Here is a 24420-nt window from a genome sequence, read left to right as displayed (position 1 = left end):
GAAACACATGTCCACACCACGCAATCCGTGGCCCGCGCTACTCGCGCTGGTCGTCGGCTTCTTCATGATCCTGCTGGACATGACGATCGTCGCGGTCGCCAATCCCGCGATCATGACCAGCCTGCACGCCGACATCTCCCAGGTGATCTGGGTGACCAGCGCCTACCTGCTCACCTACGCGGTGCCGCTGCTCGTCACCGGAAGGCTGGGCGACCGGTTCGGCCCCAAGAACATCTACCTGATCGGCTTGGCGGTGTTCACCGCCGCGTCGCTGTGGTGCGGCCTGTCCGGCAGTATCGGCATGCTGATCGCGGCGCGCGCCGCGCAGGGTGTCGGCGCCGCGCTGATGACGCCGCAGACCATGGCCGTGATCACCAGGACTTTCCCGCCGGACCGGCGCGGCGCCGCCATGGGCCTGTGGGGTGGCGTCGCGGGATTGGCGACGCTGGTCGGACCGATTCTCGGCGGTGTGCTGGTGGACGGTCTCGGCTGGGAGTGGATCTTCATCGTGAACGTCCCGGTCGGGGTGGTCGCGTTCGCGCTGGCGGTCTGGCTGGTGCCCGCGCTGCCGACCCACGAGCACAAGTTCGACATCCCCGGCGTACTGCTCAGCGGCGTCGGCATGTTCCTGCTGGTGTTCGGCATCCAGGAGGGCAACAGCTACGACTGGTCGTTGCGGATCTGGCTGCTGATCGGTGCGGGCCTGGTGGTGCTCGCCGTGTTCCTGGTCAACCAAGCCAGGAACAAGGGGGAGCCGTTGCTGCCGTTGAGCCTGTTCCGCGACCGCAACTTCGCGCTGTCCAATGCCGCGATCGCCGCGATGGGTGCGGCGGTGACCTCGCTGATGGTGCCGACGTACTTCTACCTGCAGGCCGTGCGGGAGATGTCGCCGACCGAGTCCGCCTTGGTCTTCGCGCCCATGGCGGTGGTGACCGGTTTCGCGGCCCCGCTGGTCGGCAAGTTCGCCGATCGGTTGCACCCGAGGATCGTGCCCACCGTCGGCTTCGGGCTGTTCGCGCTGTCGGTGTTCTGGTTCTCGGTGCTGATGGATCCGCACTCGTCGCTGGCCTGGTTCCTGGTGGCCGCCGCGCTGGCCGGTTTCGCCAACGCCTGCATCTGGGCTCCGCTGGCGGCCACCGCGACCCACAACCTGCCGGTCCAGCAGGCCGGCGCCGGCGCAGGCGTCTACAACACCACCCGCCAGGTGGGCTCGGTGCTCGGCAGTGCGGCGATCAGCGCGCTGGTGGCGGCCAGGATGACGGCCAACGGGCTGGGCGGCGGTCAGGTCGCCGAGGGCGGCGCGGGCCAAGGGCCGATACCGGAGTTCGTCAAGGATTCGTTCAGCCACGCGCTGAGCCAGTCCACGCTACTCCCCGCCGCCATCCTGGGCCTCGGCGTCGCCGCCTCGGCGATGTTCATCCGCCACGGCAAAGCCGCTCCCGTCGGCGCATCGGCTCCGGTGGAACCGGTCAAGGCCGATCTGAGCGGCTGAACCCGCGCCGATGCCCGTCCGAGAAGGTTGCCGGGCGGGCATCAGCGTGCCAGCACGCCTACCCGGGTCGATATGGGTTTACTGCCTGCCGACGCGCGACCGTTCGGAATGCCGGTCAGGCGACCTGAACGGTGACTGAGGGGTGGCCGGTGGCGCCGTCGGGAATCACGTCGCGGCGTTCGGCGGTTTGGGTTTCGCCGGTCGCGTCGGTGGCGCGGGCGCGGATGGTGTGCGGGCCGGAGGCGGCGTCCCAGTCGAAGACCCACTGGCGCCAGGTGTCGATGGACAGTTCTTCGGACAGGCGGGCCTGCTGCCAGGGACCGTTGTCGATCTGGACTTCCACGGCGCGAATGCCGCGGTGCTGCGCCCAGGCGACACCGGCGACGGTGATGCGGCCGGGTTGCAGCCGGTTGCGGGCGCGGGGTGTGTCGATGCGGGTGCCGGTCTTGATCGGGCCCAGTGCCGACCAGCCGCGGCGCGTCCAGTACGCGGTGGCACGGTCGAAGCGGGTGACCTCCAGTTCGGTCACCCATTTGGTGGCCGAGACGTAGCCGTAGAGACCTGGGACGACCAGCCGGGCGGGGTAGCCGTGCCGCACCGGCAGGGGTTCGCCGTTCATGCCGATCGCGAGCAGGGCGTCGCGTCCGTCGGTGAGCACCGCCAGGGGGGTGCCCGCGGTCCAGCCGTCGGCGCTGCGCGAGAGCACCATGTCGGCGTCGGGATGCGGTCCCGCTTCGGCGAGCAGCTGATCCATTCGGTAGCCGAGCCAGCGCGCGTTGCCGATCAGGTCGCCGCCGACCGGATTCGACACACAGGCCAGCGTGACCAAGTGTTCCTCCGCCGGACGATGCGCCAGATCCGCCCAGCTGAGCCGGATTTCGCGGTCGACCATGCCGTGGATGCGCAGCGACCAACTGTCCTTGGACACCTGGGGAACGATCAGCGCGGTATCGATCCGGTAGAAGTCGTCGTTCGGGGTGAGGTACGGCGTCAGACCGGGGACGCGAAGATCCACGCCGGGCGGGAGCGCTTCGGCGGGGGCGGACGGTTCCGGCAATCGCACCGCGGCTCGCTCACCGGAAACGTCGCTGCGCCGGGCGCCCAGCAGCCGTCCGCCGACTCCGGTGACCACGGCCAGCCCGCCTGCCACCAGCAATCCCTGCAAGACCTGCCTGCGCTCGGGAGTCGAGGATGCGCGCTCCGCGTCCGCCGAAGCCGAGCCGGTGTCGCTCTCGGCGGAGGTGCCGGACGTTTCACCGCCGCCGGTCGCGTCTCCCGAATGGCCGAAACCCTTATCGGCTCTGGGGGACGCCGAACTCTCGGTCAGGGGCACCCTCTCGGAGTCGCCGCCCGGCAGCGTCTCGCCGGTCCGACTCTCGGCAGAAGACTTTTCGATCGCGGCGTCGATGCGCCGGGTCAGTGCTCGGAGCGCGTAGATCCCCGCGGCGACGCCGACGACCGTCGCCAATGCGGCGGACAGCCCGGACCGCGACACCGCTACCCATGCCGTGATCACCCCGAACACCACGAACACCCACGACCCGGCGGCGCGGCCGGTCCGTTCGATCGCTCCGGCCGCTCCGGCGACCAGCGCGGCGATCACACCCATGATCAGGTACAACGCAGCTTTGTCGTTGGTGCCGAAAGTGGTGATCGCCCACTCCCGCAGCCAGTCGGGCGTGTGGTCGACCACGGCCGATCCGAGGACGTGCAGCGGCGCGTTGCCGGGGCCGAGGAAGGCCGCGAGCAGTTCGGCCACGCCCAGTGTCAGACCCGCCGAGACGATCCCGGCCACCACGCGCAGTCGCAGATCGGCCATGGCATCGAGACTACTGCCGGTCGGCCGCCGTGGCCGGTGACCGAGCGACGACGATCACGCCGGTTCCCCTTCGAGCGTCCCCGGCGGTGCCGATGACGAGCGCTGGACACGCGAAAGGCGCTGTCCGCGAACCACTCGCGAACAGCGCCTTTCAGCGATCAGCTCAGTTGTAGATGCCCGCCACGTCGCCGGCGTGCTGCTTCATCACGACCGCGCGCTTGAGCGACATCTTCGGAGTGAGTTCGCCGGTCTCCTGGGTCCAGTCGATGGTCAGCAGACGGATCTTCTTGATCTGCTCGGCGTGCGAGACCTTCTTGTTGGTCTCCGCCACCGCCGCGTCCACCTCGGCGATCAGGTCCGGGTTCTCGATCAGCTTCTCGATCGGGGTGTCGGCGGGCAGGTTGTTGCGGTCCTTCCAGCCGGGCAGCGCCTCCGGGTCCAGCGTGATCAGCGCGCCGATGAACGGCTGGCCGTCGCCGACCACCATCACCTGGCTGATCAGCGGGTGCGCCCGCAGCGAGTCCTCCAGCAGCGCGGGGGAGACGTTCTTGCCACCGGCGGTGACGATGATCTCCTTCTTGCGGCCGGTGATGGTGATGAAGCCGTCGCCGTCGATGGCGCCGAGGTCACCGGTCTTGAACCAGCCGTCCTCGAACGCGTCCTCGGTGGCCTCCGCGTTGCCCCAGTAACCGCTGAACACGACCGAGCCGCGCAGCAGCAGCTCGCCGTCCTCGGCGATCTTGGCGGCGTGGCCCTCGATCGGGCGGCCGACCGAGCCGACCCGGATGTGCTCCGGGGTGTTGACCGAGACGGCCGCGGTGGTCTCGGTGAGACCGTAGCCCTCGTAGATGGTCACGCCGACGCCGCGGAAGAAGTGGCCCAGCCGCGCGCCGAGCGGACCGCCGCCGGAGACGGCCGCCTCGCACTGGCCGCCGAGCGCCGCGCGCAACTTGCTGTAGACCAGCTTGTCGAACAGCGCGTGCTTGAGCTTCAGTCCGATGCCGGGGCCGCCGTTGTCGAGCGCCTCGCTCCACGCGATCGCGGTATCGGCGGCGGCGTCGAAGATCTTGCCCTTGCCGCCGTCGTGCGCCTTCTGCTTGGCGCTGTTGAACACCTTCTCGAACACCCGGGGCACCGAGAGGATGAAGTGCGGGCGGTAGCTGCCGAACTGCTCGACCAGGGTGGACCAGTCGGCGGTGTGCGCGACGATCACCTTCGCGTCGAACGCGGCGAGCGCGACGGCGCGGGCGAAGACGTGCGCCAGCGGCAGGAACATGAGGGTCTTTTTGCCCTCGGTGACGTACTTGTGCAGCGCGATCCGGTCGGACTTCGACTCCGCGTACAGGTTCGCGTGGGTCAGCATGACGCCCTTGGGGCGGCCGGTGGTGCCCGAGGTGTAGATCAGGGTGGCCGGCGACTGCGCGCCGACCTGGGCGCGGCGGTCGTGCACGACCTGGTCGTCCAAGTCGGCGCCGCGACCGGTCAGCTCGTCCAGCGCGCCCTTGTCGATCTGCAGGGTCTCCCGCAGGTCCGGCAGCGACCCGGCTTCGATCTCGTCGATCACCTTGCGGTGCTTGTCGCTGTCCACGATCAGCAGCTTGGTGGCCGAGTCCTGCAGGATCCACTTGGCCTGCTCGGCGGCCGAACTGTCGTAGATCGCGACGGTGCAGCCGCCCGCGGCCCAGATGGCGAAATCGAGGACGGCCCACTCGTAGCGCGTGGGAGCCATGATGGCGACGCGATCACCGAAGTCGAGGCCCGAGGCGATCAAGCCTTTCGCCACGCCCGTAACGGTCTTCGCGAACTCCGCGGCCGTGACGTCCTGCCAGCCGCCACTGCCGTTCGGCACGTTGAACAGCACGGTGTTCGGCGCCTGCTCGGCGTGGCGGAAGACGTTGTCGGAATTGTTCGCGTCGTCCGGAATGGTGTAGGAAGCCGGGACTTCGAACTCTCGCATCAGTGCCCTTCCACGTGGGTTTACTCGCCAGTAATCTACGACACCTGCGCCGGGGCCGTGAGGTCGACCACCGAAATCGCCTCCGTACATCACCGCAGGGTAGGGACCCGCTCGGATCTCATCCTAGTTCGCGCAGGTCCGCCGGTTGAATCGCTTCGCGCAGGAACTCCGCGAGTTCGCGCAGCGCGGCCGCCGCGGGCGCGGCCAGCGCGGCCTGCAACTGTGCGACGTGCCACAAGCCCTTGCTCTCGGTGAACCGGACGTGCACGCCCGCCGCGCGCAGCGCCGCGACCAGCACGACGCACTGGCGGTGCAGCAGTTCGCTGACGTCCACCTGCACGTAGGTCGGCGGCAGTCCGCGCAGTTCACCGGTCAGCGGGGCATAGGACGGATCGGTCGCGTCGCCGTCCCCCAGGTACGCGGCCGCGCAGGCGCGTGACCACGGCTTGTTGATCACCAGGTCGCGTTCCCGGTCCGGGATCTCGTTGGGATCGACCCATGGCGCGATCAGCCCGAGTGCCGCCGGAGTCTGCCCGTGCCGGGCGATCAGGCGTTGCGCCAGCGCGAGGGACAGACCGCCTCCCGCCGAATCACCCGAGACGGCGATCCGGCCCGGATGGAGTCCCTCGCTGGTCACGAGTTCCAGGAACGCGGCCTCGGCGTCCTCCAGCGCCGCGGGGAACGGGTGTTCCGGTGCGAGGCGGTAGTCCAGCACGTAGACCGGGTAGCCGGTGTGCCGGGCCAGCCGGGCCGCCAGCGAGCGGTGCGTCGCCAGGGAGCCGACCGCGTAGCCGCCCCCGTGGAGGTAGAGGACGGCGCCGTCGTCGGAGGTGTCCGCGAAGCCGATCCGCTCGGCGGGCCTGCCGCCGAGCCGCGCCGGCCGCACGAGCGCGCCCGCGGGCAGCAGCTGCAACCGCGAACTCACGTCGAGCAGCCTGCGCTGCGCAGCGAACGGCAACCGCTTGTTCAGCGTCACCCGGAAGATCGGATTCAGTACCGCCCGCGCGAGGGGCAGCGGAAGGTCGATGTCCCGCATCGTCGTCTCTCGAATCCCGGGATCAGGGCAGGAAGCGGCGTTCGACGTTGGCCGCGATCCGCTGGTAGCCCGACGCGGTCACCCGGACGAACAGATCCAGCAGTTTGGCCTCCCAGCCGATCAGCACCCGGCCGTGCCCCTTGCGCACGCCCTCGGTGATGGTCTGCGCCGCCATCTCCGGGGTGTGGATGGCCAGCTTCTTGTCGAACATCGACGCGGCCGACTTGCTGTCGATGCCTTCGGCGTAGGTGGCGTTGCGGGCCACCGCGGTCTTGATGCCGCCGGGATGCACGCAGGTGACCTTGACCGGATGCCGCGCGACCAGCATCTCTTGGCGCAGCGACTCGGTGAAGCCGCGCACCGCGAACTTGGCCGCGTTGTAGGCGCTCTGGCCGGGGATCGCGATCAGCCCGAACAGGCTGGAGACGTTGACGATGTGGCCGTCGCCGGACTCGATCACCATCGGCAGGAACGCTTTGGTGCCGTTGACCACGCCCCAGAAGTCGACGTCCATCACGCGCTCGAAGTCCTTGTACTCCGAGCGGATGACCTCGCCGTGGTGGGCGATGCCCGCGTTGTTGTACACCTGGTGCACGGTGCCGAAGTGCTCCTTCACCGCGTCGGCGTAGAGGATCACCGCTTCGCGTTCCACCACGTTCAGGCGGTCGGACTTCACCTGCGCGCCGAGCTGTTCGCAGCGGCGCACGGTCTCGGCCAGGCCCTCGACGTCGATATCGGACAGCGCCAGCTTGGCGCCGCGCCGGGCCAGGTTCACCGCCAGCGCACGGCCGATCCCGGAGCCCGCTCCGGTGATCACACAAACCTTGTTCTCGAAGTAAGCGTCACTGCTCACGATGCCACTGCTTTCAGATCTTCTCGGGATATGGAGATGTCGTACGCCGCCACGTCGAATTTCCTGGTCAGCCTACGGAATTCGAAGGTCCAGTCCGGCCACAGCGTGGTGTTGTTGCCGTGCTTGTCCAGGTACCAGCTCGAGCACCCGCCGGTGAGCCAGACGCTGCCGGCGAGCTTCGCCTGCAGCTCGGAGTTGTAGGCATCCTGCACGTCGCGGCGCACTTCCACGGTACGCAGGTCCAGGCGGTCGAAGGTGGCCAGCGCGTCGGCGATGTAGTTGATCTGCGACTCGATCATGTACACCATCGAGGTGTGCCCGAGGCCCACGTTCGGCCCCAGCAGGAAGAACATATTGGGGAAGTTGGCGATCGAGGAGCCCTTGTACCCCTGCTGGCCGATCTCGTCGAACACTTCCGACAGGGTGCGGCCGTCGCGGCCCGCGATGGTGTCGTAGACCGGCGAGTCGGTGACGTGAAAGCCGGTCGCCACGATCAGCGCGTCGATCTCGCGCTCGGTGCCGTCCTCGGTGACGATCGAGTTCGCGCGCACCTCGGCGATGCCGTCGGTGACCACGTCGACGTTGGGGCGCGACAGCGCGGGGTAGTAGTCGTTGGAGATCAGCATGCGCTTGCAGCCGATCCGGAAGTTCGGCGAAACCTTGGCGCGCAACTGCGGATCACGGATCTCGTAGCGCAATTTGGCTTTCGCGATGGCCTCGAACAGCTGCATCAGGGCGGGTGCCTTGGCCAGCCCGATCACCTGGGTCTCGCGCGCGGCGTAGATGGCCGCGCGGGATAGCCGCTGTAGACCGGGCACGTGCTTGAAGGCGAGTCGCTCCGCCTTCGTGTACGGGCGGTCCAGGCGCGGCAGCAGCCACGGCGCGGTGCGCTGGTAGACGTCGAGGTGGCCGACCTTCGGGGCGATGGCGGGCACGATCTGGATGGCCGAGGCTCCGGTGCCGATGATGGCGACCCGCTTGCCGGTGAGGTCGGCGTCGTGGTTCCAGCGGGCGGAGTGGAAGATCTCGCCCTCGAACTCGCCGATGCCTTTGATGTCCGGCAACGCGGGCTCGCACAGCGCGCCGACCGCCGACACCACCGTGTCGGCGGTGAAGCTGCCCTTGCTCGACTCGATCTCCCAGAGCGCCGTCTCGTTGTTCCAGCGGGCGCTGGTCACGTCGCAGTCGAAGATGTGCTTGTCGCGCACGTCGTAGCGCCGGGACACGTCCTGGATGTACTGCTGGATCTCGCCCTGCCGGGAGAACGACCGCGACCAGTTCGGGTTCAGCGCGAACGAGTACGAGTACAGGTGCGAAGGAACGTCGCAGGCCGCGCCGGGGTAGGTGTTGTCGCGCCAGGTGCCGCCGACGTCGCTGCCGCGCTCGAGCACGAGGAAATCGTTGCGACCCTGCTGGGTCAGCCGGATGGCCAGACCCAGACCCGCGAACCCGCTGCCGATGATGATCGTCCTGGCGTGGCGCGTGGGTCGGCCGGCGACAGCTTTGTCTGTAACCTTGCGACTCATGTAATCGAGCCTACGGTCCTATTGAGCGTCAGTCAACAGTGTATTGACTTCCGTTCAGTAGGATGTGGCCGTGACCAGAACGCAGGGAGACGCCCCCAAGCGCACGCGGCTCAGCCCCGACGAGCGCCGCGAGCAGCTGATCACCCTGGGCGCCAAGATGCTCGGCGAGCGCTCGATCGAGGACATCTCCGTCAGCGAGATCGCTGCCCAGGCCGGCATCTCGCGCGGCCTGCTGTTCCACTATTTCCCGACCAAGCAGGATTTCCAGTTGGCGATCGTGCACCACGCCAACGCCGAACTGCTCGAGCGCGTGGCTCCGGACCGCAGCCTCGGCCTGTTCGAGATGCTGCGCGACTCCATCGAGCGCTACATCGATTACGTCACCGAGAACCGCACCTCGTATCTGGCGCTGCTGCGCGGGCCGACCAGCGTCAGCCCTGAGCTGGCTCCGCTGGTGGACCAGACCCGCGACGCCATCATCGGCATCATCCTGGCCGAAACGCCCGCTCCGGTCGCCGAATCCGATCACCCCCGGCTGATGCTCGCCATGCGCGGGTGGATCGCGTTCGTCGAGGAATCCACGCTGACTTGGCTGCGCACCGAACCGGTGTCCCGCGAACAACTCGTCGACCTACTGGTCGAATCGTTGATCGCCATAGCCTTCTCCGTTGATCCGGCTCTGGCTTCGGCGCTGCGCGGGTGAGGTATTTCCTGCCGGGTTGGTCAAGGGAGGCGGCTCCACCGGCTTCGTCCGCTGAGGGCAGCTCATCTGTCATCCGATCGCACGTTGGGCGTCCCATGGGGTAGTCGATTGTGGCGCTGCCCACACGCCGCCCTCCATATGCCCCTGCGCTGCCAATACCCTGCTCCTACAGTGCCTTTCGATTTTGTGACGGCGAATCCGGCGCATACCGTTGTGTCGTCCATGGTGTGGGACGGCGATGGAGGCCGCCGATGTTGGTCATCAACGAACGAACGACGGCGCCGCGATCCGAACAGCGCGTGCTCGATTGGATGCGGACCTGGACCGGTCAATACGTCATTGTGGGACTGGCGGTTTCGGGGTGTTACCTACCCGATCGCGAGCGCAAGGACGAAACGCAGGAAGCCGATCTGGTCGTGCTCACGCCCAGGGCCGCGGTCGTGGTCGAGGTAAAGGGCACTGTTGCGGAAGCCACGAGCGGCGTCCTCTCCGTCCAGGCCAACGGCCGCTGGCGGCTGTCCGGTTACGCGGGCGACCCGATCCAGGTACCCGATCACGACAGCAGCCCGTTCGACCAGGTGACGCACAACGTCTCCAATCTGACCGCGCTGGTGCGCAAGCACAATGCCGAGGCGGTCGTGGACGGCCTGATCGTCGTGGTGCCGCCCGACGATTCGAACCTCACCCTGAACATCGAGTCACGCAGACGCGGTTGCGCGGTGGTGCTCGGAGCCGGGCAAGCCGACCTGCGCGCCTGGTTCCACCGCACCGCGAGCCGCAAGCTCGTCTGGACCGCCGAACGCACTCACGCCCTGCTCACCGACTTGAACCTGGGCGATCAGGTCACTATCGACGACCTGGTGGCGGATGGCTTCCCGCCGGAGCGGAAATTGCGGGCCGGGACGCTCGCGGCGCTGGAGAGCGTCACGCGAAAGGTCCCTGAACTCGAGGACAGGACGCCTGCCGAGGACTTCGACGCCGACGACGTGCCGGACGCACCAGTGGTGGATGCCGTGCCCGAGCCACCGAACGCGGTGCGACTCGCCGCGTCCGACTCGACGGGAACCGCCGGAAGCGGTGACGAGGCGCTGGTCGCGGAGGTTCAGCCGACCGCGTTGCCGTCTGCGATGCCTGCGCCGAAGCGGGCCGACGCCTCGGAACCTGATCTCGGAGAGCATGAGGGTGCGGAACCCGTGTCGTTGATGCGGTCCGACGCTGGAAGCGCAACGCAAGCCGACGGGTCGTCGTCGGCTGGGCAGCCGATCGCTGTACCGGACGGCAGCCAGGACGTGCCCGGGTTCGATTCCTCGCAGCCACCCGTTGCCGGGCCCGCCCCGGCCGAAGACCCTTTCGCGCCGGAATTCCTTGCGCCGGAGCCCATATCAAGGCTCGCGTCGTCGGGCGCGACAGCTCATTCGGATGCCCGCGAAGAAGAGCGCGGGTCGACCTCCTCCCGCGCGGACGCGCGGCCGCTCGAGCCCGGCAGCGAGGACGATCATCCGCAGCCGCCTCGCTTCGAAGGCCGACTCTCGGCGAGGTCCGCACCGGAAGAGCTCGCCGAGCCGTACTCCTACGCGACAGAACGCTTCGCTACCGGATACGTGGCATCGATACGGCCCGTCGCAGCCGAGTCCACCACGCCGGAACGAACCGAATCCGAGCCCTCGCCCGCCGAGGACGAATTCGCTTCGGCCGCACCATCGGCACCCACACCTTCTTCCTTCACGGACAATTGGTCGTCCTGGATCGAGCCTTCCCCCGACCGGCCATTGCGCCCACGTCCGCCGCAGGCCCCTTTGCCGAACCGGACCGCATCATGGTCCACACCCAGCCCCGAACCCCAGCCGGCGCGCCGAATCACGCCGACCGCTGTCCTGGAGCGCCGCCCACGGATCGCGGTTCGCGACCAGATCACCGCACTGTCCGCGCGCATCCCCGGCCGCACCGCCGAGAAATCGAAGCCACGCGGCCACCGCTCACAACAGATCGCCGCGGTGGCACTGATCGTCCTCGTCACCGGCATGCTCTGGATACTGGCGGCCTCCTGCTCGACCCCGAGCGGCGGCGCCGTCCGACCGTCCCCAGCTCCCGTGCCCACCACCGAGGCAGTTCCGCCACCGCCGGCCGCCACGGAAACCCCGGGCCGAATGAACCTGCTGCCGCTGTGCACTCCGCTGACGCCGAAGTGCTGACAATGTGCTCGGAGGCGCGGGGCCGAACCGGCCCCGCGACACCGGCGCTCCTCGTGCCCCCACCCCCGCGAGGCATCCGGACCTTCTCGGGTTGACCACGGAATCGGACGTAGCCGCGTTTCGGTGAAGTCCTTCGGCACCATCCGCCGTCCATAACGGTTGTGCGGCACGATGCAAATGAAGTGATTCACGAAGGAGTGCGATCCCGCCTGCGCGGGCCGTGCTCTACGCGCTCGTCTCGTCGCTGGTAATCGCGCGCTGATAGCCCGCGTGAATGCCCACGTCCAGACCTTGCTGTTCGGCAACGCGCACCAGCAACGACGCAAGTTGATCGCGTTCGGCGGGGGACAGCGCCGCGGTGAGGTCGGCCTCATGGCTCTGGAGCACTGGCCAGAGTTCGCCCATCAACTGGTAGGCGGCAGGGGTCGGGTGCAGTTCGTGGTTCCGGCGGTCGGTGGTGCTGCGACGCCGCTCGACCAGGCCTTTACGGTCGAGGTTGTCCAAGAGGGCGACGACGCGGCTGGGGACTACGCCGAGTTCTTCGGCCAGGGAGCGCTGGCTGCGGCCGGGGGACATGGCGATCATGCGCAGCACACCGATATCGGGGGGAGTCAGCCCCCGCGGGGCGATGCGGTCGGTGAACCGCTGGGTGGCGTGCGTGTCGATGAACAGGCGCGCTGGGCGGCCGCTGTGCTGCTGGACGACGGCGCGGTGGCTGCCGCAGTTGACCGGCTGCCATTTCGGCCCGGACAGCACGTGGTCGCCCTGGGCGAAAGCTCGACCGCCGATCGGGTCTCGTGGTTCGGGATCCTGCGCCATCTGCTCGACCTGCGCAGGCTCGTCGCCGCCATCCGGCTCACCTATCTCGCCGTCTCGGGCGCGACCACCACCCAAACGCTGACCTCGCTCCCGTTCTCGGCTTCCAGCGTCCCGACTGGGTGTTCTGCCAGCTCGGCGCCAACTACACCCAGATGCATCGGCGGCCCCGGCGGACCGCGCCTGGTCGGCCTGTCCGAGACCGAACGCAACCTGCGTATCCTCCGATCCCGCGCACCTGAATCAGCGCAGTGGATCTGGCTCACACCGACCACGGTGGACGAAGCCCGCATCGCCGCGTTCGAACCGTTCCAGCGCATCGGCATCGCCTGGGCCCGAGCCAACATCGCCGCACCTCGACCGTGCTGCACGACCTGGCCGAGTTGACCGTCGACGTGGAGAACGAAACGCTCCCCGACGGCGAGGACCCGCTACGACGGCGTCCACGCCACATTGGTAGGTCAGCAGGCCGTTGCCGCCTCGTTCGTCGCCGCGATGGCGGAATTGTGAGAGCCGCGGGGGCTTTTCGGGGTCACGGCGGTGTTGGGATCGTGGCGAGCGCAGTGTTGGCGCTAGCGTGGACCGCTATCGCTGCGGCTCCCGCTGGCGAAGAAACCGGGTCAGGGCGTTTCGCAGGCGGACAGGTAATCCAGAGTGTCCCGGCCGATGGCGGCGTGTTCCGAGCGGGGCGGTCGCCGATCAGTTCCCCCCGAGCAATTCGGATCGCCGGCCACTCCAGGTCACAACAAGCTGGTCGCGTGCGCGGCTCGCCGCGACGTACAACAGCGATCTCTCGCGCAGGTTCGCCTCATCCCGCTCCTCCTCGGGCACGCCGTGCAGGCTTGCCTTCGACGGAACATGGGCTTCATCGATTCCCGCCAGAATCACCCGCGCGAACTCCATACCCTTCGAGCGGTGCATCGTCAGCACTTGAACATGGCCAGGGACAGCCGAGCTGTCTTCGAGCGCACGGGCACTGACACCGCGTTCGGCCAGCGCTCGCACCAGTTGGCCCCGGTCGTTGACACTGCGAGTCAGCACAGCGATGGTCGACGGTTCGACGTCGGGATCGGCCAGCCATTCGTTGATCTGGCTCGCCACGACCTCGAGTTCGGCGGTAGTGGACTCACACTGCCGCAGAACGGGTTTCGGACCGCTGCGCGCGGACCGATAGTCGAGCGCGAATTCCCGGCCTTCTTCCAGGTCGTGATAGTCAGCGCCCCTCAGGACACCGACGGCGAATTCGAGGTTCTGCGCGGTAGTGCGGTAGTTGAGCGTCAATCGGCGGGAGCGGCCGACTATCTTGATGCCGAGACGGCCGAGCACCACGGGTTGGCCATAGATTCGCTGGTGGGAGTCCTCGGCGATGAACAAGTCGTTGGGGCCTTCGGCGACGAGAGCGCGCAGCATTGTCCAGTGCGTGGCATGCAGATCCTGCGCTTCATCGACAACGACGTGATCGACCAGATGCTGCAGACCGGAATCGGCTCGCTGCCGCAAGTATTCGGCCGCGATGGCCAGCACCTCGGGGAAGCTGAGCGACTCGTCCATCCGGCTGCGCCGCCGGAACGCTTCCACGAGCTTCCATACCGCGATCCGCTGCGGCCGCGACAATCGGACGCCACGACCCGGACGGGCGACCCTCGCGTACTGCTCCAGCGTGGTGAGCTGATTCGCGAGAACGACCGCGGTGTACTCATTGTCAAGGAACCACGCGCCGGCCAACCGCCGATCGAGACCGCTGTCGATGGTTTCCGCCAGCTCGCGCCATACTTTGTCTTTGTTCGTCCGCGCGGCCGGTACATCCACGCGGACTCCCAGCACGGCTTCGGTCGCGTCGCCGAGATCGTCCGCTTGGCGAAGGACGTCGTTGGCCAGTTTGTCGATGCCTTCGACGTAGACGCCCGGGTCTCCCAGTTTCTCGGCGAGCTTGATCCGCGGGTCGAGCGACAAGAGATCGGCTTCCAGATTCCTGGCCAGGATTCTGTTGAACGTCGTCAGGACGATGCGGGCCTGCGGATCGCGGGCGAGCAGGTGCCTGGCGCGGTGGATGGCCACCACGGTCTTGCCGGTGCCCGCGCCACCGGACAGGCGAAACGGCCCGCTGTAGTCCTTCTCGACATAGGTGCGCTGCTCGGGATGCAGGAAGACACGCCACGCGGCGAAGTCGCCGCCTTCGATGACCCGGCGCAGTTCCTCGCTGCCGTCGACGTAGGTGAACTGCATCTTCGAGGCGGGGCGGTCGAGTGCCTCGATGATGCGGTCGTCTTCATCGACGGTCGTATCGATCGGTGCGTCGGTGAACCGGTATTTGTCCCGGATCAGCGCGACAACCTCGTCGATGTCGGTACCGCAGGCCAGGTCCAGCAGCGCTTCGGCTTGCCAGCTGTCGATCGTCGCGGCGAGGTCGTTGAGGGCGTAGTCGTCGGCGGCGATCAAGGCTTGTTCGGCGATGGCGACATCGATGCCGAGTCGTTCGGTGAGATCGGCGAGCGTGAAACCCGCGTGCGCGAGGAAGCCGGTGGGCGCCTCGGCGGCATTCTCGACCGTTTCGGGCGCAGTGGCCGCGGCGGGGTGCGCGACGGTCTCGCTGATGATGCCTTCGAGAATGCCGTTGATCGGGTTGACGCGCAGCGTAGCGCGCTCGGCGAGGGAATTGGCGACATCGTGCGTCCAGGTCCCCATATAGACGTATGTGGTGGCACCGTCTTTCGGGTCGACGCGGAAGAGCACCGCGCGGTGGTTGAGGTCGACGCGTCCCGTCCGCACCCGGGGATCCACGGCGCCCTTGATGGGCTCGATGTGCAGACCCGGCGCGGTATCGTCGGTCTGGAGTTTGTCGAGGAAGCTGAAGACGCGTTGCACGATCGAACCGTCCAGGCCGCGTAGCGCCTTGCTCTTGTTCGCCATGACGACATTGGCCATCACATCACCCCGTTCGAGGTCAGAGCCGCGACGATCGGCGCGAGCTCGGGCGGGCAGATCGTCCACCCCTGGTCGATTATCGTTTCGGCGGCTTCCGCTCCGCCGTCGAACAGCACGCCGACCTGCGCCGCGGGCCAGGCGATGTCGATGACATCGCCGTCGTCGGTCTCCAAGCCCTGCTGCGGGAGCGGCGCGCCCGCCGACGCCAGCGCGAGGACGAGCGCACGTTCGGCCTCGGAGACGGTGTCGGCGTAGACGGCTTGCCATTCCGGCGACAGGCCGTCCAGGGAGCCGTCGGCGACGGGTTCCGGCGCCTGGCTGCCTGCGCCGAGCAGGGCCCTGGTCGTGACGAGATGAGCGTCGTGGAAACCGAACCAATTCGACAACCGCAGCCACTCCCGCCAAGAGGCTCCGTTGTCGATGCCGATGCTGTCGTCGCGATCGTCCAGGGCGAGGACCGCGGTGCTGGCGCCGGAATCAGGCCGCAGGGCTGCCGTGATTGTCAGCGCGCCGTGGTTGTAGGACCAGCAGGCGTATTCGCCTTCGGGGAGTGCGCCGGCCTTGCCGTCGAGGAGATCGAGGGCCCAGCTCGCGATGGCGGAACCATCGCCCTTGGCGCGCTTGTTCCGCAGGAACATCATCGGCAGCCATCGGCCGACGGCCGACCAGGCTTCCAGGTCGGGATCGAGAACGAATTCCAGCAGCTGCGTGATCGGGTCCGCCGTGAGCAATTTGAACAACGCCGGGCGCAGATTGCCCTGCTGCATGGTCAGTTTGGCCATGCGCTCGGTGTGCCAGGCCGGTGTGTGCGCTTCGTTCTTCTGGAACCGCCGCAGGTCTTCGTGACTGAACGACCAGACGAGCACGCCCCCGGATCGGAGGATGCCGCGCTTGCGCGCGTCGTCGGCGACTCGGTTGTTCGGAGCTACGGCGTGGAACTTGTAGCCGTCGGCGAACAGCGCGATCACCGGCACATCGGGGTCGGTGGTGCTCAGCTCGAAGTCGGGCATACTGTTGCCCATCTGCACCTGCGGCAGCAGCGTCCACCTGCGAATCTTCTTGCCGGGCACCGTGATCGTCGCGGAATTGGCGTAGGTGCCCGGCTTCTCTTGGATCGTGGCGCCCATGGTGCGGAGCCGGTTGAGGAATTCGACGTAGAACTCTCGCTCCAGCGGTGATTCACCGCTGCCTGGCGGATTGTCGGGGGTCTGTTCGGTGATCGATGCCGACCAGTGTTCCCACGACGCGGCGGCGCCTGGCTTGGCATCCAGGATCGTCTCGAGCAGCTTCATTGCGATCTTGCGCGACACCTTGTCGACTTCATGAGGAGGAGCGAACGGAAGCAGGCAATTGTGGCAAGCGAGTCGGGATTCCCTTGCGCAGGAGCAGTTCTCGACGATGCGTCGGGCAGCGTCGAGCACCGACCAGACTTTGGCGGGATCGGCGAAGTCGGCGAGGTATCCGGTGCCGCCGGGCACCGTATCGTGGATGAGCAGCGCGCGCCGGTCCGGCGCGTGCAGCGCGTCGGTGATGGTGGCGACATCCAGATGCTCGGGGGAACCGCCGATGACTTGGCGCAAGCCCAGCAGGATCGCCGCGCTCAGGCTGGGATAGGCGAACGAGTCGTACTCCATGACGCGCGGAACATGCAATAGCACCGCCTGCGTGCACAGCGTCCGGGCCAAAGCGATCTCACGAACGTGCTTCTCGTCGGCGGCCTTGCGGTATTTGCACCAACTGCGGTGCTCGTGTGGCTGGTTCTGGCCCGCGATGCGGTCGAGCTGACCGCAGCCGGAGCAGATGCGGAACAGCCCGCTGGTGGTCTCATTGCCCGCGATGATCCGCTTGCCGCCCTGCGAGGTTCGTTTGCCCATGTTGAGCCACCGGATATCTATACTGCGCAGATATTCCGCGCCGAAATCGTGATCCGTGGCGAACCAGCGTCGCGTGATGTTGTCCGGGTTGATGTCGGCGGCGGTGACGACGGTGAACATCTCGCGTTTGCGTTCGTCGCGGGCGTCGCCGATCGCCGCCTCGTCCCGGCGGACCTCGGCGGAAACCTTCGACATCTCGACCACCTGCAATCGCTGGCTCACATCGGCGATCGCGCTGGTGTGGCAACGCGGGCACTGGCTCGTCAGCGCAGTGGTCTCCCCGGTCGCGCTGATGCCCGCCCAGCCGCATTGCGGGCACAGCCGCCAGGTGTGGATGTTCGCTTCTCCCGTGCCGAGATCGATGGCGTCGATCTGCACGGCCAGGCCCTGGGCGTAGAACGTGGAGCCGGGTGCGAGTTCGGTGAGAGCGACCCGTGCCCCGCGCCGGTAGCTCTCGGTGTCGCCGTTGTACTCGTTGGTGTCCGGATCGATCCAGGTGATGCCGACATCCAACGTCACCGAGTCGTCGAGCAAGGTGTAGTTGGGCAGCACACCGTAGCGTTCGAGCACACCGACCCAGTGTTCGTTCGTGAGGTCGCTGATGTGCTTGCCGAGCAGGCGCAAGGTGCCGCGCGCGGAGCGCAGGTCGCGGCGGTCGTCGTCGGTGGCGGCGGGGGAGTTGGCGCGCCGCTCGAATTCGGGCAGCGCGGCGTCCACGGTGGTGCGCCGCTTGGTCAGTTCGGTGACGTCCCGGTTCCAGCGATGTACCGCCTGCCGCAGCTGGATGACCATCCCGCTCGGTTCACCGAGTTCGGTCGGTGTGGCCCAGGCCCGCAGATCGGCTCGCGTGTGGTCGTCGAGCAGGTCGCCGAACTGGCGGAGGAAGCCGTCGACCAGTTCGTCGGCTTTGAGGTTCGCGGTGTCGATCAGTGTCGCCATCCACGTGCCGTCGTCGAAGCTGCCGAGCACGGCGCGCGCGGCGAGCGGATCCTGTGCACCGGGCTGGCGCGCGAGCAGATCCACCACATGCGCCACGTACTGGCGTCGCAGGATCTCCTCGGCGGTGAGGAAGGTGGCGGGCGGACGCACCTCGCCCGAGATGACCGAGGTCGGATCATAGAGTTTGGGCAGGTGTTCGCCGCGCCCGCGGACGAACGCGAGGACGAGCGAGTTGCCGGTCCGGCGACCCGCACGGCCCACGCGCTGCAGATACGACGACACGGTCCGCGGCATCGATCCCAGCATCACCGTCGACAGATCGCCGATGTCGATACCCATCTCGAGGGTCGGCGTGGCGACGAGCACGTTGGGAGCGGTCGGGTCCGCGCTGCTGTGCTTGAACTTGGTCTCGTATTCCAGCCGGACATCGGTGGGCAGCAGCGAGGTGTGCTCGCGGGCGACCACCCGTTTCATTTCCGAGCCGTCGTAGAGCCTGCGGTAGAAGTTGTCCTGTTTCACAGCGCGGTGCAGCGTGCCGGGGCATCGGGTGAGCATGCATGGTGCCCCGTCGAGCTGATCGACCACGGTGATGCTGCCGGGATTGTTCGTCTGGCACACATCGCACACCAGCAGGTGCCGCCCCGCGGCGAGATCCCTGTCGGCGGGTGTGCCGACGAGTACGCCGTCTTCGCTCAATTCGTACGCGGTGAGCGACTTCTCGGTGCTCACCGTGGTCACGACGCGTTCGTCGGCGAGTACCGTGAACAGCGAGCGTGCGAGGAAAGCGCCCTCGAACGGCGAGACTTTCATGCACTGCGCCGCCCATCGGGCATACCACGAGGACGGCGCGGTGATCGGGTCGAAGCCCTCCGGGATGGTCCGCGCGCCGAGGGCGGGAAAAGCCGGAGCCGGACGGCCTTTCGGGAAGGCGGGCATGCCCTCGCCTCTCGGCCGACCGCCCCACACCCAGCGGCGGTTGGCGTCGCGCTCGACGAACTTGCGCAGCCACGCATGCCGGATGGCGCCCTGGGTGCGCATCCGCTCGACGGTGCCGCGCACCCAGTGTGTGACCGCCGTGCTGTCCGGCTCAGCGAACGCCAGTTGGTGTTCTGCCTCCGCGAGCGCCCGAGCGCCCAGCTCGGCCACGCGTCCGGGGGAGCCGAGGTCTACCTGTGCGACCACGCTGCCGGTGAGTTCAAGGGTGCGGCCCAGGCGGGACTGCAAACCGAATTCGAGGTCGATGTCGAACTGCACCCGCCGCCGCACCTTGCGCAGCGCGTCCCGCTGCCCGGCCACCGGCTTGTCGCGCTGCCAGTAGGCGATGAACTCGTCATGTTCGACGATGTCCGGGGCGAGCAGATGGTAGCGCCGGATCGGATCGTCGCCGGCCCGCTCGATCACCGCGTCACACAGTTCGGTGAGGGTCAGCATGCCGGTGCCGGAGATCTTGGAGCCCAGCGCGTTACGCAAAGTCGACCGCAGGCTCAAAGTGTGCGAGCGCGCCTGGACGAAACCGGCCCGGTGGGCGGCGTCCTGCACGCTGTCGGTGAACATGAGCGCTTTCTTCTCGCTCGCGTCGAGGTCGGCGTCGCCGAACATGCTCGACAGCGCCACCGAGAGCTGGGTGGCGATCGCGCTGCCGAGGAACCGGATGCCGTCGGCCGAGTTGCACGCCGGGCACACGTCCTTCTTCGATTCCTCCTCGGCCGCCGGACCGTGCAGCACGAGGACGGGCAGCACCCGGCCTTCCAGCACCTCGACGCTGTCCGCGTCCGGCGCCTCATCACTGATCTCGCGGTCGTCGATGCGCAGCCAGCGCAATCCCTCGACCGGGTGATCGAGCCGGCCTTCCACCTGAGCCGAGATCAACGCACGGAAACGCGACCCGCCCGCGGCGTGATGGCGACGCACGGACGCCTGATCGGGGTCAAGGCCGTTCCCGGTGGGAGCGAGGCGTACGCCCCAACCGGATCGCCCGCAGTGCCGGCAGAACAGCGCGGTCATGTAGTCGACGCTCGAGTTCTCGACGGCGCCGTCATCCGCCCAGCGGAACAGCGTCGCGGCCGACACCGCGCGATCGATGCGGGAGAGTTCCCGGACCCACAGGTGCACATCGACATTCAGCGCGGAGCGCCCGATCTCCACACGCAGATGCGACAGCGCGGCGAAGAGATACTCCAGATAGCGTTGCCGCGTGGCCTGCGCGCGCGGATTGTCCCGCTCGCCGGAGGGTGCGGGCAGGATCACCCCGGCCAACTCGGCCAGCGACACCGCTTCGGTCGCCCGCTTCAGCAGCTGAGCGAGCAAGTGATGTCGTTTCAACAGCTCGAGCTGGCCGGTCGCGCCGAGTCTGCGCAGGTCGGTCGTCGGATCGGGGTCTGCGCTCGAGTCCGTCCTTCGCTCGAAGAGGCTCGCCAGCACGGCCACGGTCAGTTGCGCGTCGCCGCGTGCAGTGGCGGCGAGCGCGTCGAGCCGGGACACAGCAGCGTCGACCGCCGGAGCGACCGGCACGATCAATCGATCCAGTGCGGTATCGCGGTCGGCCAACCATTCCTCCGGGCTGAGCCGGGTTTCGCCGACCAGTGCTTCCTCGGCGAAGATTTCGCCGAACACCGTGTGCGCGAAGTCGAGCATCGCCGTCGGCTCTGCTTTGGAGCCGAGCGTCGCGGAGGTGGCGACCGGCGTGATACGTCCGAGCGGTCGCGCCCGATCCAGGTCGGTGACCGGCGACGAAGCGGTCCAGTACGACTTCACCGCGAGCCCGAGTCGCCGCAGCAGCATCGCCACATCAGTGCCCTGCGCCCCGTCGTAGGTGTGGAACTCGTCGAGCACTACATATTGCAACGACTCCGCCGACTGCCGCCACATCGCCGCCCGATCCGGCCGCAGCAGCAGATGATCCAGCATCTTGTAGTTGGTGAGCAGAATGTCCGGCGGCGAATCGTGCATCAGCCGCCGATCGGTGATCAGCCCTTCCGCCGACACCAGCGTGCGCCCACCCGACGACTGCTCACCCGTGTAAAGACCTGCCGTCACACCCGCCAGTTCGGGATGCGTGCTGATGAGTTCGGCGAGCCGCCGTTCCTGGTCGTTGGCCAGTGCGTTCATCGGGTAGATGATCAGCGCCTTCATCCCCGCGACACCGTGTTTCTTGGCGCGCAGCACATGATCGAGGATGGGGATGAGGAACGACTCGGTCTTACCCGAGCCGGTGCCGGTGGTGACCAGAGTCGGCTGCGGACGCTGTTGGAACTTGGTCGACAGCCGTTCGAAGGCTTTCGCTTGGTGGCCGTAGGGAAGGAACTTCTTGGGCCACCAGTGCAGGTGCATTCCCCAGTTGCCGCGGGCGGGTGCGAACGGTAGGCGCAGTCGGACGTACGGGCCTTTGAACATGCCGAGTTGGGGGTGGCCGATGAAATCGGAGAGTGCGCCTTGGGCGTCGGGGTCGGTCAGGGCGAAGGTGGTGGTGAGGTAGTCGGTCAATCCTTCCCGCAGGCGGTTGGCCTGCAGGGTCGGCAGTAGGGCCCCCACGGATGCTCCTCGGATGTCGGCCGACTCGGCGGGTCGGGCGGGTACGTCAGCCCGTTGACCCCTTGTTCGCCGGTCGGGCACCCTTTCGGATGTTAGCCGACCACCGCGCGAGTCGTTCGCGATCGGTGCGGCGAGGTAGCCGAACGTCTCACCGGCGCGACGAAGCCAGCTCGGATACTCGGTCAGTAGCGTACTGACAAGCCTGTACTGATCGCTGACCTCACGGTGCCGAATGCGGGTTCTGCGGGTCCAGTGTCGCCCACAACTCATCGGTCCGCTGATCGTAGTTACTCATCCGACTCCCTACTCTGCGAGTAACTTCTCGGCAGTGATGCCAGCTCCTCGGCTATACCGGTTGACGCAACAATGATGTGCCGCCCACCGTCGTCGATCTCTGTCCGGCAAAAGGCGAACTCGATGCGTAAACACCGGTTTAGCGGCAGTTGACGTGAAGGTGTCTGGCCTACAGCGTCGGCAGTAAGGCTCCCGCGAATTTCTACTCGCTTTGGGATGCCGTCACGCGGCGGATTCGGAAAGCCAATCGTGCGCGCGCAGTTGGGTCAACGCCTCGGTGATGTGATGCTCGGTGAACAGGGAACTCTTCCGCTTGTTCCAGCCGCGAACCAACCGGATCACATCTGCCGCATCACGCACGTTCTCCCTGGTCGCTGCCCAATGAACGCTTGCGAGGAGTTCCAATCCGTACATACTGGTGAAACCCTCGGTAAGCGCGAGAACACGTGCGACACGCGCGGCAGTCTGCTGGTCGGCGGCGAGCACGGCGTCCGCTTGCCGTGCGGCCGCTTCGACCACTGCGAGTGGCTCAGCCGTCGTCACCGGGGCGCTACCGTCGCCGAAACCGACGATGAAGTGTCCTTCTATTTCCCGCAAAGTCTTGCGCAGGTTGTCCGCGTATGGTCCATAATTTCCTTTGACGAACTCTAGACGCAAATTCTCGCCGGACTGCTGCAAGAAATAGACGAGCTTTTGGACCTCGATCAATGTGGCCTCGTGGAACGATGACTCTTCGTAGGCCCGCAGCAACTTGACCACGGCAGCACGGGCGGCTGTCATGCGTGGTGCTGCGGTGCGAGTGATCATGTCAGCCGCCGGGGGCGCTCCTTCCGGTGGGTAGATCCGAATGTCGACCGATTTCTCCAGAGGTCGCAGTGCATCCCAAATCAGCGGTGCCACTTCTTTCCAATCCAATCCGCCATTTCCACAACCGAGTGGCGGTATCGCAATCGAGCGGATCTGGTACTTTTCGATTGCCGTAACCAGGTCCAGCAGACCTGATCGGATATCTTCCAGACGACTCGGTGAGCGCCAATGTCGTTTGGTGGGAAAGTTCACGATGAGCCGGGGGCCGCTCAGTGCTTCGGTCTCCCACACGAACATTTCCCCGATGCGAATCGCGTTTTCCTTGGCCGCTCGCTCGTATGCCTTGTACATCTCCGGGTAGGCGCGCTTGAACTGCAGAGCAATCCCCTTACCCATCACGCCCACCGTGTTGACCGTATTGACCAGGGCATCGACGTCTGCGCGGAGGAGGTTGCCGTGCTCCTCTCGAATCATGCCAACCTCCCTGCTCAGAAGTACCACTCTGGTTTGGCGGCGGTCCGAGTCGACCGTCCTGATGCCTCGATCAGCCGCCTGACCTCGATGTTCACCGCCTCGGTCCGCGTCGCTACACCCTGGATGCTATCCCACGCAACGTGCTCGTGGACCAGGAGTTCGGCCTGCCTGCGCTCACTCCGATCCGGGTATTCGGGCACGTCGAACCACAGTCGTTGCTCCATCAGCGCCCAATCCACGAAGCCGGTGAGCTCGGAGTCGTCAGCGGTGAAGCGGGCGTAGCTCATGACCGCATGCCGATCGCTGCCGACGACGATGTGTCCGCGCTGACGCAGCTGCTGCACACTGGTCACCAAATACACGATGCGGGTGCAGTCCGAGTTGTGGTTCGCGACGTTGCCCTTGTGGATCGCATAGAGCATGGGGCTTCGCGGTGCGAAATAGAAGGGAACGTAGTCGGCGAGGGTGCCGCCCGGACCGACGGGCACGCGCCGTTGTGCGCGGCGCGCTTTGATATGTCCATGGGCGACGGAGATCGTGGTGAGGCTCCGCTCGGACGCGAGTCTGTCGCTCCAGATACCGTGCTCGATCATCGAGGGAAGGTGTTCGAGGCGCGTGATGTGGTAAACCCAGGTCGGGTTCGGGCGAGCGGTCATTCTGCGGCGCTCCGCGCCATGATTTCCGTGGGCCACCAGTGCAGGTGCATTCCCCAGTTGCCGCGGGCGGGTGCGAACGGTAGGCGCAGTCGGACGTACGGGCCTTTGAACATGCCGAGTTGGGGGTGGCCGATGAAATCGGAGAGTGCGCCTTGGGCGTCGGGGTCGGTCAGGGCGAAGGTGGTGGTGAGGTAGTCGGTCAATCCTTCCCGCAGGCGGTTGGCCTGCAGGGTCGGCAGTAGGGCCCCCACGGATGCTCCTCGGATGTCGGCCGACTCGGCGGGTCGGGCGGGTACGTCAGCCCGTTGACCCCTTGTTCGCCGGTCGGGCACCCTTTCGGATGTTAGCCGACCACCGCGCGAGTCGTTCGCGATCGGTGTCGAGACAACCGAGCTGTCGGACGGCCGGAAACGTCCTCGGCGCCCGCGTCGATAAGCGCCGCGAGGAGGCAACTGATGGTTGTTCGTACGTGTCGATTGGTCATGGGTCTGGCCGCTGGTGCGGCGCTGCTCACTGTCGGCGGAGT

At 67.0% G+C, this 24420-nt stretch carries 15 protein-coding genes; 4 read left to right on the top strand and 11 right to left on the bottom strand.

Annotated elements, in window-relative coordinates; translation table 11 throughout:
• Positions 1-7: 7 nt before the first annotated feature.
• Positions 8-1492 carry a DHA2 family efflux MFS transporter permease subunit gene (locus ON27_RS22410; RefSeq protein WP_043731220.1) on the top strand — a complete coding sequence of 495 codons (1485 nt, stop codon included), beginning with the start codon at positions 8-10 and terminating at the stop codon, positions 1490-1492.
• Positions 1493-1607: 115 nt separating this feature from the next.
• Here ON27_RS22410 and ON27_RS22405 read toward each other — a convergent pair whose 3' ends face one another.
• The 5 genes from ON27_RS22405 to ON27_RS22385 all read right to left on the bottom strand — a co-directional run bounded on the left by ON27_RS22405 (position 1608) and on the right by ON27_RS22385 (position 8683).
• Complete coding sequence (locus ON27_RS22405; RefSeq protein ID WP_043731216.1) at positions 1608-3311, bottom strand: molybdopterin-dependent oxidoreductase; 1704 nt, start codon at positions 3309-3311, stop codon at positions 1608-1610.
• Between the two features lie 163 nt (positions 3312-3474).
• Positions 3475-5268 (bottom strand): AMP-dependent synthetase/ligase, encoded by a 1794-nt coding sequence (locus tag ON27_RS22400; RefSeq protein WP_043731212.1) that lies wholly within the window; start codon positions 5266-5268, stop codon positions 3475-3477.
• 118 nt (positions 5269-5386) lie between these two features.
• Positions 5387-6304, bottom strand: a complete 918-nt coding sequence (locus ON27_RS22395; protein ID WP_043731208.1) for an alpha/beta hydrolase — start codon at positions 6302-6304, stop codon at positions 5387-5389.
• A gap of 22 nt (positions 6305-6326) precedes the next feature.
• A complete protein-coding gene (locus tag ON27_RS22390; protein ID WP_043731205.1) occupies positions 6327-7157 on the bottom strand; it encodes an SDR family NAD(P)-dependent oxidoreductase in 831 nt (276 codons plus the stop codon).
• Positions 7154-8683: a flavin-containing monooxygenase gene (locus ON27_RS22385; protein ID WP_043731203.1), complete on the bottom strand. Its 1530-nt coding sequence runs from the start codon at positions 8681-8683 to the stop codon at positions 7154-7156. Before ON27_RS22385 ends, ON27_RS22390 begins: the two co-directional genes overlap by 4 nt.
• 70 nt (positions 8684-8753) lie before the next feature.
• Here ON27_RS22385 and ON27_RS22380 point away from each other — a divergent pair, with 70 nt between their 5' ends.
• Together ON27_RS22380 and ON27_RS22375 are read left to right on the top strand one after the other, a co-directional pair.
• Positions 8754-9386 (top strand): TetR/AcrR family transcriptional regulator, encoded by a 633-nt coding sequence (locus ON27_RS22380; RefSeq protein ID WP_043731270.1) that lies wholly within the window; start codon positions 8754-8756, stop codon positions 9384-9386.
• A gap of 251 nt (positions 9387-9637) precedes the next feature.
• Positions 9638-11578 carry an NERD domain-containing protein gene (locus ON27_RS22375; RefSeq protein ID WP_043731201.1) on the top strand — a complete coding sequence of 647 codons (1941 nt, stop codon included), beginning with the start codon at positions 9638-9640 and terminating at the stop codon, positions 11576-11578.
• Positions 11579-11803: 225 nt separating this feature from the next.
• Here the strand turns inward: ON27_RS22375 and ON27_RS22370 are convergent, their stop codons facing one another.
• On the bottom strand, positions 11804-12334 hold the full coding sequence (locus ON27_RS22370) for a MarR family winged helix-turn-helix transcriptional regulator (protein WP_245560053.1): 531 nt from the start codon (positions 12332-12334) through the stop codon (positions 11804-11806).
• Between ON27_RS22370 and ON27_RS43940 the strand changes: the two genes are divergently transcribed.
• Positions 12335-12781 carry a hypothetical protein gene (locus ON27_RS43940; RefSeq protein ID WP_043731198.1) on the top strand — a complete coding sequence of 149 codons (447 nt, stop codon included), beginning with the start codon at positions 12335-12337 and terminating at the stop codon, positions 12779-12781.
• A 312-nt stretch (positions 12782-13093) separates the two neighbouring features.
• Here ON27_RS43940 and ON27_RS22360 read toward each other — a convergent pair whose 3' ends face one another.
• The 5 genes from ON27_RS22360 to ON27_RS22340 all read right to left on the bottom strand — a co-directional run bounded on the left by ON27_RS22360 (position 13094) and on the right by ON27_RS22340 (position 24145).
• The gene (locus tag ON27_RS22360; RefSeq protein ID WP_043731263.1) at positions 13094-15319 is read right to left on the bottom strand and encodes a 3'-5' exonuclease; all 2226 of its coding nucleotides are present in this window, start codon (positions 15317-15319) and stop codon (positions 13094-13096) included.
• Positions 15319-21933 carry a DEAD/DEAH box helicase gene (locus tag ON27_RS22355; protein ID WP_245560052.1) on the bottom strand — a complete coding sequence of 2205 codons (6615 nt, stop codon included), beginning with the start codon at positions 21931-21933 and terminating at the stop codon, positions 15319-15321. Before ON27_RS22355 ends, ON27_RS22360 begins: the two co-directional genes overlap by 1 nt.
• Before the next feature lie 246 nt (positions 21934-22179).
• Positions 22180-23238, bottom strand: a complete 1059-nt coding sequence (darG, locus tag ON27_RS22350) for a type II toxin-antitoxin system antitoxin DNA ADP-ribosyl glycohydrolase DarG (RefSeq protein ID WP_043731190.1) — start codon at positions 23236-23238, stop codon at positions 22180-22182.
• A 14-nt stretch (positions 23239-23252) separates the two neighbouring features.
• Entirely contained in the window at positions 23253-23894 is a 642-nt protein-coding gene (gene darT / locus ON27_RS22345) for a type II toxin-antitoxin system toxin DNA ADP-ribosyl transferase DarT (RefSeq protein WP_043731186.1), read from the bottom strand.
• Positions 23891-24145 (bottom strand): hypothetical protein, encoded by a 255-nt coding sequence (locus ON27_RS22340; protein ID WP_043731183.1) that lies wholly within the window; start codon positions 24143-24145, stop codon positions 23891-23893. The genes darT and ON27_RS22340 overlap by 4 nt, the downstream gene beginning before the upstream one ends.
• Positions 24146-24420: the final 275 nt, after the last annotated feature.

The organism is Nocardia asiatica NBRC 100129 (assembly GCF_000308415.1).
GTDB lineage: Bacteria > Actinomycetota > Actinomycetes > Mycobacteriales > Mycobacteriaceae > Nocardia > Nocardia asiatica.
Note: the sequence above shows the minus strand (reverse complement) of the source record. Positions and strands in the feature narration are given on the sequence as shown.

Bases quoted from the DNA above. Each gene is read 5' to 3' on its own strand.
- ON27_RS22355 (WP_245560052.1), bottom strand. From the start codon at position 21,933: ATGAGTTGTGGGCGACACTGGACCCGCAGAACCCGCATTCGGCACCGT.
- darT (WP_043731186.1), bottom strand. From the start codon at position 23,894: ATGACCGCTCGCCCGAACCCGACCTGGGTTTACCACATCACGCGCCTC.
- ON27_RS22385 (WP_043731203.1), bottom strand. From the start codon at position 8,683: ATGAGTCGCAAGGTTACAGACAAAGCTGTCGCCGGCCGACCCACGCGC.
- ON27_RS22410 (WP_043731220.1), top strand. From the start codon at position 8: ATGTCCACACCACGCAATCCGTGGCCCGCGCTACTCGCGCTGGTCGTC.
- ON27_RS22400 (WP_043731212.1), bottom strand. From the start codon at position 5,268: ATGCGAGAGTTCGAAGTCCCGGCTTCCTACACCATTCCGGACGACGCG.
- ON27_RS22375 (WP_043731201.1), top strand. From the start codon at position 9,638: ATGTTGGTCATCAACGAACGAACGACGGCGCCGCGATCCGAACAGCGC.
- ON27_RS22395 (WP_043731208.1), bottom strand. From the start codon at position 6,304: ATGCGGGACATCGACCTTCCGCTGCCCCTCGCGCGGGCGGTACTGAAT.
- ON27_RS22360 (WP_043731263.1), bottom strand. From the start codon at position 15,319: ATGGCCAATGTCGTCATGGCGAACAAGAGCAAGGCGCTACGCGGCCTG.
- darG (WP_043731190.1), bottom strand. From the start codon at position 23,238: ATGATTCGAGAGGAGCACGGCAACCTCCTCCGCGCAGACGTCGATGCC.
- ON27_RS22405 (WP_043731216.1), bottom strand. From the start codon at position 3,311: ATGGCCGATCTGCGACTGCGCGTGGTGGCCGGGATCGTCTCGGCGGGT.